The 11,981-nt window shown below is 60.5% G+C and carries 10 protein-coding genes; 5 read left to right on the top strand and 5 right to left on the bottom strand.

Annotated features, from left to right (window positions below; all coding sequences use genetic code 11):
* Positions 1 to 176: 176 nt before the first annotated feature.
* Positions 177 to 1,079, bottom strand: a complete 903-nt coding sequence (gene hslO, locus QZH45_RS02250) for an Hsp33 family molecular chaperone HslO (protein WP_024777985.1) — start codon at positions 1,077 to 1,079, stop codon at positions 177 to 179.
* 261 nt (positions 1,080 to 1,340) lie between these two features.
* On the bottom strand, positions 1,341 to 1,745 hold the full coding sequence (locus QZH45_RS02245; RefSeq protein WP_024777984.1) for an RNA-binding S4 domain-containing protein: 405 nt from the start codon (positions 1,743 to 1,745) through the stop codon (positions 1,341 to 1,343).
* 242 nt (positions 1,746 to 1,987) lie between these two features.
* Here QZH45_RS02245 and QZH45_RS02240 point away from each other — a divergent pair, with 242 nt between their 5' ends.
* A complete protein-coding gene (locus tag QZH45_RS02240; protein ID WP_024777983.1) occupies positions 1,988 to 2,470 on the top strand; it encodes an ATP-dependent zinc protease family protein in 483 nt (160 codons plus the stop codon).
* Positions 2,467 to 3,372 (top strand): 30S ribosomal protein S6--L-glutamate ligase, encoded by a 906-nt coding sequence (gene rimK / locus QZH45_RS02235; protein WP_024777982.1) that lies wholly within the window; start codon positions 2,467 to 2,469, stop codon positions 3,370 to 3,372. The genes QZH45_RS02240 and rimK overlap by 4 nt, the downstream gene beginning before the upstream one ends.
* Positions 3,373 to 3,508: 136 nt before the next feature.
* Here the strand turns inward: rimK and QZH45_RS02230 are convergent, their stop codons facing one another.
* The gene (locus QZH45_RS02230; protein WP_024777981.1) at positions 3,509 to 4,822 is read right to left on the bottom strand and encodes an ATP-binding protein; all 1,314 of its coding nucleotides are present in this window, start codon (positions 4,820 to 4,822) and stop codon (positions 3,509 to 3,511) included.
* Between the two features lie 114 nt (positions 4,823 to 4,936).
* Positions 4,937 to 5,677, bottom strand: a complete 741-nt coding sequence (ompR, locus tag QZH45_RS02225; protein ID WP_024777980.1) for an osmolarity response regulator transcription factor OmpR — start codon at positions 5,675 to 5,677, stop codon at positions 4,937 to 4,939.
* Positions 5,678 to 6,034: 357 nt separating this feature from the next.
* Here ompR and QZH45_RS02220 point away from each other — a divergent pair, with 357 nt between their 5' ends.
* The 3 genes from QZH45_RS02220 to gshA all read left to right on the top strand — a co-directional run bounded on the left by QZH45_RS02220 (position 6,035) and on the right by gshA (position 10,510).
* Complete coding sequence (locus tag QZH45_RS02220) at positions 6,035 to 8,359, top strand: Tex family protein (protein ID WP_055135997.1); 2,325 nt, start codon at positions 6,035 to 6,037, stop codon at positions 8,357 to 8,359.
* The gene (locus QZH45_RS02215; RefSeq protein WP_024777978.1) at positions 8,359 to 8,742 is read left to right on the top strand and encodes a PaaI family thioesterase; all 384 of its coding nucleotides are present in this window, start codon (positions 8,359 to 8,361) and stop codon (positions 8,740 to 8,742) included. The genes QZH45_RS02220 and QZH45_RS02215 overlap by 1 nt, the downstream gene beginning before the upstream one ends.
* A 184-nt stretch (positions 8,743 to 8,926) precedes the next feature.
* A complete protein-coding gene (gene gshA / locus QZH45_RS02210) occupies positions 8,927 to 10,510 on the top strand; it encodes a glutamate--cysteine ligase (RefSeq protein WP_055135998.1) in 1,584 nt (527 codons plus the stop codon).
* A 200-nt stretch (positions 10,511 to 10,710) separates the two neighbouring features.
* On the opposite strand, the gene mgrA is transcribed toward gshA, so the two are convergent.
* Positions 10,711 to 11,748: an L-glyceraldehyde 3-phosphate reductase gene (mgrA, locus tag QZH45_RS02205; RefSeq protein ID WP_055136169.1), complete on the bottom strand. Its 1,038-nt coding sequence runs from the start codon at positions 11,746 to 11,748 to the stop codon at positions 10,711 to 10,713.
* Positions 11,749 to 11,981 lie beyond the last annotated feature (233 nt).

Genomic DNA, 11,981 nt, shown 5'->3' with positions numbered 1-11,981 from the left:
GGTTCCCCATCGGCCCTTGGCCGAGTGCTCCAAACGTTTTGTAGTAGGAAGTCGCGCACTACTACCCGAAAAAAGTGGGCCGGATTATGCCAGAAAAGCCCAAAAAAAGTAGGGCCCTCCCGTCAGTACGGCGTAAATCCGGCGTTTGTCAGGAGATTTACCTGCACTGAACCGATTCAGTGACGAGTATCTGACGGTGCCTCGACCCCCGCTCCAGCGAACAATTGAGCAACGTCTGCTCCATCGAACAGATAGCGCTCATTGCAAAACTGACAATCGATTTCGATGGCACCACCATGCTCGATGACCAGTTGCTGCGCATCTTCCAGACCCAGACTGACCAGCGCATTACCGGATCGTTCACGAGAGCAACTGCACTGGAAGCGCAGCGGCAGTTCGTCGAACAAGCGCACGACTTCTTCGTGGTAGAGACGATGCAGTACCGTTTCATTGTCCAGACTCAGCAACTCGTCGGCGCTCAAGGTGCTCGCCAGAGCGGTAATATGCTGCCAGCTGGCCTCACGTTCTTCTGGATCGCGGATGCGGTCCACAGGCAACTGTTGCAGCAACAGGCCACGGGCGCGCCGCCCGTCGGCATAGAGCCAGAATCTGGTATTGGTTTGCTGGGACATTACGAAGTAATTGGTAAAACATTCAGCCAGGGACGCGCCGTCAAGATCGACAATGCCCTGGTAGCGCTTGCCATGGGTCGGATCGACCGTCAGGGCCAGCACACCATCGGGCATCAGGTCGGCCAGCGTCGCGCCAGGTGCGATCTGATCGGCATGATAGCGGGCCAGGCCTCGAATCTCGCGCTCACTGGAACATTCGATCATCAGCATCGGCACCGGGCCTTCGGAGCGAGCCTGGAGGATCAGCAAGCCATCGAATTTCAACGTACCGATCAACAGCGACGCCGCCGCCATCAACTCACCGAGCAGTTGCGCGACCGGCTCCGGATAGGGATGTTTGGCAAGGACCTCGGCGTAGCTGCGCTCCAACGCCACCAACTCGCCACGGGCGTCGATGTCATCAAAGATGAAACGTTGGGTGCAGTCGTTATCCGGTAAATCAGTCATAAGGATGGGTATCTGAGGTGATGGCAAAGGATGCCGGACATTTTATGGGCATTCAGAGGTGGTTCCAAGCAAGGGAGGGAATGGGGCTGGACAGCCACACCATTTCGTTGCATCCAACACCAACCTGTGGCGAGGGGATTTATCCCCGCTTGGGCACGCAGCGGCCCTGTCTTTTTGGGGCCGCTACGCAGCCCAGCGGGGATAAATCCCCTCGCCACAGATGGATCCCCCCAGCCATCGCCGATTACGCCGGGAGCATTTTTATTCGCTGTTGCTACCACGAAACTTGAACAGATCCCGGCGCTGTTTCTTGCTCGGCTTGCCATCGGTACTGACCCCCAGGGCACCGGCCTTGCGTTGGGCAGCGGCGGCTTCGCGCCTGGCGATGCTGGCCTCGGTTTCGCGATACAGGGTCTGCGCTTCAGGCGCTCCACGCCGCACGATCGACAACGCCTCGACCACCACGGTCTTTTCATCGAACCCGGCGCGAATGACATACTCGTCCCCAATGCGGGGTTCCTTGCCTGGCTTGCAACGCTCGCCCCGATGGTGGACCTTGCCGCTTTCAATGGCAGCCTTGGCGAGCGCACGTGTTTTATAGAATCGTGCCGCCCACAACCATTTATCGAGACGGACCTTGTCGTCCTCTTCCTGTTTTTGTGCCACTGCAATTCCTCTTTCTGCCAATAACCAGAACTGTACTACCGTTTTTGTCGGGCGCACGAATCCACGCCGACAGATAGAATGCCGACCGAACCGGCCTCACCGGCAAATCCTGGCATTGGAGTCGAGTGCACGAATTAGCCACGCAGGCCACTGGATAACTGTCGTCATTTTGTGATTATTCTGTGCACATGCCGCAACTCGCGGGCTCTCTGATCCGAAGTACCGATCACAGGTTGTTTTTATTGAAGACATTTGACCATTTGACCGTTGTCGGTCTGCGCGAGTGGGTGGCGCTCCCGGATCTGGGAGTCGCGGGCCTACGGGCAAAAATAGACACCGGTGCCAGTACCTCCAGCCTGCACGCCACCGACATCGAGCTATTCGAGCGTGACGGTGAACAGTGGGTACGCTTCACCGCGCACCTGGGTACGGTGGTGCAATTGCGTCATCGTCGCTGCGAAGCCCCGCTGGTGGCGCGCAAGACAATCAAGAGTTCCAACGGTCATGCCCAGGTCCGCTACGTGATCAGCACCACGCTAGCCCTCGGGGATCGAATCTGGCGGGTCGAGTTCACCCTGGCTTGCCGCAAGTCCATGCGCTATCGCCTGCTGTTGGGCTCCAAGGCCTTGATCGACGGGCAGTTGGTGGTCAATCCAGGCATCAAATACGTTCAAGACAAGCCGGCATTCCCGGTGTCCACTACCTCTGCCACAGGTGTTGCATGAAGATCGCTGTGCTGTCGCGTAATCCGCGTCTGTATTCCACTCGTCGTCTGGTTGAAGCCGGGACAGAGCGTGGCCATGAAATGGTGGTGGTCGACACCCTGCGCGCCTATATGAACATCGCCAGCCACAAGCCGCAGATCCACTACAGGGGCCAGCCGCTGGAAGGGTTCGACGCGGTGATACCGCGCATTGGCGCATCCGTGACCTTCTATGGCTGCGCCGTGTTGCGCCAGTTCGAAATGATGGGGGTGTTTCCTCTCAACGAATCCGTGGCCATCGCCCGCGCCCGGGACAAGCTGCGCTCGCTGCAACTGCTGTCGCGGCGCGGTATCGGCCTGCCGGTCACCGGCTTTGCCCATTCGCCCGACGACATTCCCGACCTGATCGCGATGGTCAATGGTGCTCCGCTGGTTATCAAGGTTCTGGAAGGCACCCAGGGTATCGGCGTGGTTCTTTGCGAAACCGCGACGGCGGCAGAATCAGTGATTGAAGCATTCATGGGCCTCAAGCAGAACATCATGGTCCAGGAATACATCAAGGAAGCTGGCGGCGCCGACATCCGCTGCTTTGTGGTCGGCGACAAGGTCATCGCTTCGATGAAGCGTCAGGCCCGGCCTGGGGAGTTTCGCTCCAACCTGCATCGCGGTGGCAGCGCCAGCCTTATCAAGATCACCCCCGAAGAACGCATGACCGCCCTGCGCGCCGCAAAAGTCATGGGCCTGGCCGTGGCAGGTGTCGACATCCTGCGCTCCAATCACGGCCCGCTGGTGATGGAGGTCAATTCTTCGCCTGGCCTGGAAGGCATCGAGACCACCACGAGCAAGAACGTGGCGGGAATCATCATCGAGCATCTGGAAAAGAACGGCGGGCCGAACATGACCCGCACCAAGGGCAAGGGTTAAGGCAGCCCTCTTGTAGGAGCGAGCCTTTGTGGGAGCTGAGCTTGCTCGCGATAAACGATAACGCGGTTTTCAGGTAAACCGCGGCGCCTTCATCGCGAGCAAGCTCACTCCCACAGGGCTCGCTTGCAAAAGTTTGCTATACCGCATCCCTGGGCAACATCAACCCCAGCGGCAACCGCACCCGCGCTTCGAGTCCGCCACCGACGCGGTTGCGCAGCTCGACGTTGCCACCGTGCATCGAGGCAATACGCTTGACGATTGCCAGGCCCAATCCCGTGCCCTTTCCGCCCCGGGCACGGTCGCCACGGGTGAAGGGATTGAAAATGGCTTCCAGCTCCGACGGATCAATGCCAGCGCCGCGGTCCATGACGCTCAGTACCACATAGGGCGCGTTGGTGTCGCCAGAGACATAGGCCGCTACCTCGACGCCAGTCCCGGCGTGGTTCAGGGCATTGCCGATCAGGTTGTTCAGCAACCGCTTCATCGACACCCGGCGCAACGGGAACGGCTGGATCGGCTCCAGCTGCAGGTGCACTTTTTCCTCACCCTGGTTATAGGGCGCGACCACTTCCCGTACCAGTTCGCTGAGGTCCACTTCCTCCACCGACTCATCACGTCCGTCGCGAATGAACGCCAGGAACTGGTCAAGAATCGCATCCATGTCTTCAATGTCACGGACCATTTCACGGGTCAGGTCAGTGCGCTCGCCCATCAATTCCAGCGACAGCCGCAACCGGGTCAGCGGTGTGCGCAGGTCGTGGGAGACCCCGGCGAGCATCAGTTCACGCTCGCGCCCGGCCTGTTCGACGTCCTCGGCCATCTGATTGAAGGCTCGGTACACCTCGGTCATTTCACTGGGGGTGTCACTGATGGGCAGCCGCACGCTGCGCCCCTGGCCCAACTGTCGGGCTGCGTAGACCAGGCGTTTCAACGGTTGGTTGAGCTGGCTGACGAAGATCCACGCCGACGCTGTCGACAATAGACCGATAGCCAGGAACCAGCCCAGCACGTTCCAGATTTTCTGGCCACGCAGGGGGTGCGGATACAGCGGCACCTTCAGCCAGCCATCTCCCAGGCTTGGGGCTCGCACCCACAGCGCCGGCGGTGAGTGCATACGCAGGCGCACCTCGGTATCGGCGCCCAGTTCGGCCTGCATCTGCCGTTGGTAGATTTCGCTGTAGGGCCAGTGCTGTTCGCCCTCGGGCACACCGGCACCGACCACCCGGATCAGCGTCGCCGCCTCAGCAATCTTCGCCCGATTGGTTTCATCGGCAGCCCAATAGGCCCGCAAGGTCAAGGCAACGCCATGACTGTATTGGCGGTCCACCAGAACGTCTTCGTTCATCAGCAGGTAGACCAACGTCAGTGCCTTGGAAAAGAGCACGACGATCAGCACCAGCCAGAGGGTGCGGGAAAAGAAACTCTGGGGAAACCAAACCGGGGTTTTCATGGATAGCCGCTACACACTTGCAGGAGCGAGCGATGCTCGCACACTGACGGACCGCGAATCGCCTGGAAAAAAGAACTCAATTCTGCCAGGCCACCCGCTCCTACAAATCGCCGATCACTTGCTGGCGGCGCCATCCGGCACGAATACATAGCCCACGCCCCAGACGGTCTGGATATAGCGCGGCTTGGAAGGATCGGGTTCGATCATCCGGCGCAGGCGCGAAATCTGTACGTCGATGGAGCGCTCCAACGCGTCCCACTCGCGACCACGGGCCAGGTTCATCAGTTTGTCCCGGGTCAGCGGCTGGCGGGCGTTCATCACCAGGGCCTTGAGCACGGCGAACTCACCGGTGGTCAGCATGTGGACTTCGTCGCCACGCTTGAGCTCACGGGTTGCCAGGGACAGCTCGTAGTCGCCGAAGGTCACGCTTTCATCTTCGCTGCCCGGGGCGCCAGGCACCGGGGCCGACTGACGACGCAGGACTGCCTTGACCCTGGCCATGAGTTCGTCGGGATTGAACGGCTTGGCCAGGTAATCGTCGGCGCCCAGTTCCAGGCCCTTGATACGGCTCAACTCGTCGCCTTTGGCGGTGAGCATGATGATCGGGATCTGGTTGTTCGCGCCGCGCAGGCGGCGGCAGGCCGTCAAGCCGTCCTCGCCAGGCAGCATCAGATCGAGTACCACCAGGTTGAAGACTTCACGAGCCAGCAGCCGATCCATCTGTTCGGTATTGGATACGGAGCGGGCCCGGTAGCCCTTGCTGACGAAAAAGCGCTCCAGCAGGCTGCTCAGCCCCGGGTCGTCGTCAACGATAAGAATTTTTTCGCCTTCAGCAGTTTGTGCGGTGCTGCTCATAGGAAGCTCCTTTGATCTCGGCGCGCATTATGGCCTAGCTGCCGTTATACGCACCGTGTGCATTGTTAGCAGATTTTTCCTCCATCTCCACCCATACGGGCATCGGACCTACAGACCATGACATCCCCGAAGAACGGAACGCTGGTTATAATGCGCGGCCTTTTGTGCCCGGGAATGTCGGATCGTTACTCCCGACGAGCTTTTTTCCTTTGGCCAGGCAGCACTTTTTGAATTTCGCGGGTCAACAGGCAGCCTCTCTTGACCCAGGCAGCGGCCCACGCCAGGCCGCTCAACCAGTCTCGCCGAGCCTTGTTCCTGCGCCGGCGGGCCTGATTTCATAATTTGTCAGGTGGTTTTATGGACAGCATCAACAGCCGCATCGCCGAGGAACTCGGCGTACGCCCGCAACAGGTCGAAGCGGCCGTCGCGCTACTCGATGAAGGCTCTACGGTGCCTTTTATCGCCCGTTACCGGAAAGAAGTGACCGGCAGCCTCGATGACACTCAATTACGTCATCTGGAAGAGCGCCTGCGCTACCTGCGTGAACTCGACGAACGGCGTATCAGCATCCTGGCCAGCATCCAGGAACAGGGCAAACTGACCCCTGCGCTCGAACGCGACATCAAGTTGGCGGACACCAAGACCCGCCTCGAAGATTTGTACCTGCCCTACAAACAGAAGCGCCGCACCAAGGGCCAGATCGCCCTGGAAGCCGGGCTTGGCGAACTGGCCGATGGACTGTTCAACGACCCGACCCTGGCGCCTGAAACCGAAGCCGCGCGTTTCGTCGATGCCGAAAAAGGCGTGGCAGACGTGAAAGCAGCGCTGGAAGGCGCCAAGTACGTCCTCATGGAGCGCTTCGCCGAAGACGCCAACCTGCTGGAAAAACTGCGTAACTTCCTCAAACAGGAAGCCATCCTCAGCGCCCGGGTTATTGCAGGCAAGGAAGAGGAAGGGGCGAAGTTTCGTGATTACTTCGAACATGACGAACCGCTCAAGAGCATGCCGTCCCATCGCGCCCTGGCTATTTTCCGTGGACGCAACGAAGGGATCCTCAGCTCCGCACTGAAGGTTGGTGATGAGTTGCCTGGCACCATGCACCCCTGCGAAGGCATGATCGGCCAGCAGTTCGGCATACAGAACCAGAACCGCGCCGCCGACAAATGGTTGGCAGAGGTGGTGCGCTGGACCTGGAAGGTCAAGCTCTATACCCACCTGGAAACCGACCTGCTGGGCGAATTGCGCGACAATGCCGAGACCGAGGCAATCAACGTCTTCGCCCACAACCTGCACGACCTTCTGCTGGCAGCACCGGCCGGCCCCCGCGCCACTTTGGGCCTGGACCCGGGCCTGCGGACCGGCTGCAAGGTGGCGGTGGTGGACTCCACCGGCAAGCTGCTGGACCACGCGACGGTCTATCCGCATGTCCCGCACAACAAATGGGATCAGACCCTCGCGGTACTCGCGGCCCTGTGTGCCAAACATTCGGTGGACCTGATCGCCATCGGCAACGGCACCGCCAGCCGCGAAACGGACAAACTGGCCGCCGAGCTGATCAAGAAATACCCGGCCATGAAAATGACCAAGGTCATGGTGTCCGAGGCCGGCGCCTCTGTGTATTCGGCGTCGGAGCTGGCGTCCAAGGAGTTTCCCGACCTGGACGTGTCGATCCGTGGCGCGGTATCGATTGCCCGCCGCCTGCAGGATCCGCTGGCGGAACTGGTGAAGATCGACCCGAAATCCATTGGTGTCGGCCAATACCAGCACGACGTGTCCCAGTTGAAACTGGCACGCGGCCTGGACGCCGTGGTAGAGGACTGCGTAAACGCCGTGGGCGTGGACGTGAACACCGCTTCGGTGGCGCTGTTGGCACGGATCTCGGGCCTCAACGCTACGCTGGCGCAAAACATCGTGACCCACCGCGATGAGCACGGCGCGTTCAAAACCCGCGCCGCGTTGAAGAAAGTCCCGCGCCTGGGGGAAAAAACCTTCGAACAGGCCGCCGGCTTCCTGCGCGTCATGAACGGCGACAACCCCCTGGATTCGTCGGCCGTCCACCCTGAAGCCTATCCGCTGGTGCAACGCATCGCCGCCCAGACCGATCGCGATATCCGTTCGTTGATCGGTGACGCCTCGTTCCTCAAGCGCCTGGATCCGAAGAAGTTCACCGACGAAACCTTCGGTCTGCCTACCGTCACCGACATCCTGCAAGAACTGGAGAAACCGGGCCGCGACCCGCGTCCCGAGTTCAAGACCGCCGAGTTCCAGGAAGGCGTCGAAGACCTCAAGGATCTGCAGCCCGGCATGATCCTCGAGGGCGTGGTGACCAACGTCACCAATTTCGGCGCGTTCGTTGACATCGGCGTGCATCAGGACGGCCTGGTGCACATTTCGGCACTGTCGGAGAAGTTCATCAAGGACCCGCGCGAAGCCGTGAAGGCCGGTGACGTGGTGAAAGTGAAGGTCATGGAAGTCGACATTCCGCGCAAACGCGTCGGCCTGTCGATGCGCATGAGCGACACCCCCGGCGAGAAAGTCGACGGCGCCCGTGGCCCTCGTCCAGGCTCGGCGCCGCGCCAGTCGCAGAACACTGCACCGCGCAAGGAAACCGCCACGGCGGCCCCGGCCAACAATGCCATGGCCTCGCTGTTCGCCAACGCCAAACAGTTGAAGAAACGCTGATGGACGCGCCGACCGGGCTGGTGGAAAGCGCCTTCTTCAAGCTGCTCGGCTGCCGACTGCACAACCTGGGGGATGGGGTGGCGCAAGTCGCCCTGGCCCTGGAGCCGCCGTTGCGCAATCGTGGCGGCAAGCTGCACGGCGGCGCGCTATTCAGCCTGGTGGACATCGCCATGGGCCTGGCTTGCTCCAGTGTCCATGGTTTTGACCAACAGAGCGCGACCATCGAATGCAAGATCAACTACATTCGCGCCGTGTCCGAGGGCGAGGTACTGTGCACCGCCCGGGTCCTCCACCCGGGCCGGCGCACGCTGGTGGTCGAGGCTGAGGTGACCCAGGGCGACAAGCTGGTCGCAAAAGCACAAGGCACCTTCGCTGTCCTATAGCTCCCTGTCATCGATTTGAGTTAATTTCGGCGCAACAGAAACAGCGTCGCAACTCCCACAAAGGACTGCGGTAATCCGTTCTTGGCCGTACAAAACCAGGCGATAACGCCAGTTTCAACTTCACCCTTGTAGAGCGACTTGCCCACCCCCATATTGGGGCGACTGACGCGTGAAGGAATTCAACTTGAGCGACCTCTTAAACCGCCGCCTGGCCCTGCTCGGCGAGCGCGCCAACCTCTCCCTGCTCGAGCAGTGCCTGCACGGTATCGAACGTGAATGCCTGCGTGTCACGAGCAGCGGGCGCCTGGCCTTGACCCCGCATCCCGAAGCCCTGGGCTCGGCGCTGACCAACGAGCAGATCACCACCGACTATTCCGAGTCGCTGCTGGAGTTCATCACCCCCGCCCTGGCGGACCCGGCCGACACCCTGAGCAGCCTCGACAGGATCCACCGGTTTGTCTACAGCAAACTCGGTGACGAATACCTGTGGAGCCCGTCGATGCCATGCCCGCTGCCGGCGGAAGAAGAGATCCCGATCGCGTATTACGGCACCTCGAACATCGGTCGGCTCAAGTACGTCTATCGCCAGGGTCTGGCCCTGCGCTACGGCAAGACCATGCAATGCATTGCCGGGATCCATTACAACTTCTCTTTGCCGGAAAAACTCTGGCCATTGCTCCGCCAGGCCGAGGCGCCAGATGTCAGCGACCGTGATTTCCAGTCGCAGGCCTACATCGCGCTGATCCGTAATTTCCGTCGCTACAGCTGGCTGCTGATGTACCTGTTCGGTGCCTCGCCGGCCCTGGACGCCGGTTTCCTGCGGGGTCGCCCGCACCAGTTGGAACAACTGGACCCGGACACCCTGTACCTGCCCTATGCCACCAGCCTGCGCATGAGCGACCTGGGTTACCAGAGCAACGCCCAGGCCGGCCTGACGCCGTGCTACAACGATCTGGCCAGCTACACCGACAGCCTGCGCAAAGCGGTGGCGACGCCCTATGCGCCGTATGTCGAAGTCGGCACGCACCAGAACGGCGAGTGGGTACAGCTCAACACCAATATCCTGCAGATCGAAAACGAGTACTACTCCAACATCCGCCCCAAACGCGTGACCTACACCGGCGAACGTCCGATCCAGGCCTTGATGGCCCGGGGCATCCAGTACGTCGAAGTACGCTGCCTGGATATCAACCCGTTCATGCCATTGGGCATTGACGTCACCGAGTCCCGTTTCCTCGATGCGTTCCTGTTGTATTGCGGCCTCAACGAAAGTCCGTTGTTCGAAAACAGCGAATGCGGAAATGCCACGGACAACTTCCTGACCGTGGTCAAGGAAGGCCGCAAGCCGGGCCTGCAGTTGCTACGCCAGGGGCAATCGGTGGACATGCAAGCCTGGGCCATCGAACTGCTGGAGCAGATCGCACCGTTGGCATCGTTGCTCGACCAGAGCCACGATGGCGATGCTCACCGCCAGGCCCTGGATGCGCAACTGGCGAAGGTGCGGGACCCATCCTTGACGCCCTCCGCACGGGTGTTGGCGGCCATGGCGGAACATCAGGAAAGCTTCGCCCAGTTCTCCTTGCGTCAGAGCAAGGCCCACGCCGAGTTCTTCCGTGCCGAACCATTGCCGGCCCAGGAACAGGCCGCGTTCGAAGCCTCCGCTCGCGAATCCCTGGCCCAGCAAACTGAGCTGGAGCAGAACGAAGTGGGGGATTTCGACGTGTTCGTTGGTTCTTACCAGGCGAGCATTCTGGCGATCAGTAACTGAAGGGAGCTTGCTCCCGCTCGGCTCTTTGTAGGAGCTGCCAAAGGCTGCGATCCTTTGGCTTTTGATCTTGATCTTTCGCTCGCGACTCAATTGCCTGGGAAAAGATCGCAACCTCGCTTCGCGAGGCAGCTCCTACGGGCATAGCGGGAAGGAGTAAACATCAGACTCCCTCGCCACAGCGTTTGCGTTCAGCTTTGGTGTTACTCCGCCGAAGAAGGCTTCTCCCAGAGATTGATACCGCCCTCTTGGGCAAATCGATCGATCTCCGCCAGTTCCTCGGCACTGAATTCCAGGTTCTTCAGCGCTCCGACGTTCTCAATGATCTGCTCCGGGCGGCTCGCGCCGATCAGGGCAGACGTGACCCGAGGATCGCGCAAGGTCCAGGCCAGGGCCATCTGTGCCAGGCTTTGACCGCGTCGCTGGGCGATCTCGTTGAGGGCGCGCACGTGGGCGATGTTCTCCTCCGACAAGTGCGAAGCCTGCAGCGAGCCGCCACCCGGACGATTGACTCGCGCATCGGACGGGATGCCCTTGAGGTATTTGTCCGTGAGCAGGCCCTGGGCTAGCGGGGTAAAAGCGATCACACCGGTACCCAATTCGTCGGTGGCCTCCAGCAGGTCTTTTTCCACCCAGCGGTTGAGCAGGTTGTAGGCTGGTTGGTGGATCAGCAAGGGGATTTTCCACTCGTTGAGCAACGCGGCCATTTCCCGGGTCTTCACCCCGGAATAGGAAGAAATACCGACGTACAACGCCTTGCCCTGTTGCACTGCCGTGGCCAAGGCGCTGGCGGTTTCTTCCAGCGGGGTATCCGGATCGAAACGGTGGGAATAGAAGATATCCACATAGTCGAGTCCGAGCCGTTGCAAGCTTTGGTCGAGGCTGGCCAGCACATACTTGCGCGACCCGCCGCCCTGGCCATACGGTCCGGGCCACATGTCCCAACCGGCCTTGCTGGAGATGATCAGCTCGTCGCGGTAGTGCTTGAAATCCTCATGCAACAACCGACCGAAATTGATCTCGGCACTGCCATAGGGTGGCCCGTAGTTGTTCGCCAGGTCGAAGTGGTTGATGCCCAGGTCAAACGCCGTGCGCAGCAAGGCACGCTGGGTGTCTATTGGAGTGCTGTCGCCGAAGTTGTGCCACAACCCCAGCGACAACGCCGGCAACACCAGCCCGCTACGACCAACGCGGCGATAGGGAATGGACTCGTAGCGGTTTTCAGCAGCGATGTAGGTCATCGAAGGCTCTCTGTTCGGGGACGGCGCGGATGGCAGAAGCTAACATTTCACAGACGCATCAGTCAGGTCGAAAGTTCGCGTAGTCGCCCGGAAAGAGCATTGCAGCGAGATCAAATGTGGGAGCGAGCCTGCTCGCGATAGCGGCGGAACAGGCAATGATACGTAGGCAGAAAAGGCCTCATCGCGAGCAGGCTCGCTCCCACAGATGGTGCAGCGATCACAAGCCCGAAATA

The sequence above is a fragment of the Pseudomonas corrugata genome (assembly GCF_050920615.1).
GTDB classification, from domain to species: Bacteria; Pseudomonadota; Gammaproteobacteria; order Pseudomonadales; family Pseudomonadaceae; genus Aquipseudomonas; species Aquipseudomonas corrugata.
Note: the sequence above shows the minus strand (reverse complement) of the source record. Positions and strands in the feature narration are given on the sequence as shown.

What these genes read in the sequence shown, in the direction of transcription:
- hslO (WP_024777985.1), bottom strand. Translation starts at nt 1,079, where the DNA reads ATGACTGATTTACCGGATAACGACTGCACCCAACGTTTCATCTTTGAT.
- rimK (WP_024777982.1), top strand. Translation starts at nt 2,467, where the DNA reads ATGAAGATCGCTGTGCTGTCGCGTAATCCGCGTCTGTATTCCACTCGT.
- QZH45_RS02230 (WP_024777981.1), bottom strand. Translation starts at nt 4,822, where the DNA reads ATGAAAACCCCGGTTTGGTTTCCCCAGAGTTTCTTTTCCCGCACCCTC.
- ompR (WP_024777980.1), bottom strand. Translation starts at nt 5,677, where the DNA reads ATGAGCAGCACCGCACAAACTGCTGAAGGCGAAAAAATTCTTATCGTT.
- QZH45_RS02220 (WP_055135997.1), top strand. Translation starts at nt 6,035, where the DNA reads ATGGACAGCATCAACAGCCGCATCGCCGAGGAACTCGGCGTACGCCCG.
- QZH45_RS02215 (WP_024777978.1), top strand. Translation starts at nt 8,359, where the DNA reads ATGGACGCGCCGACCGGGCTGGTGGAAAGCGCCTTCTTCAAGCTGCTC.
- mgrA (WP_055136169.1), bottom strand. Translation starts at nt 11,748, where the DNA reads ATGACCTACATCGCTGCTGAAAACCGCTACGAGTCCATTCCCTATCGC.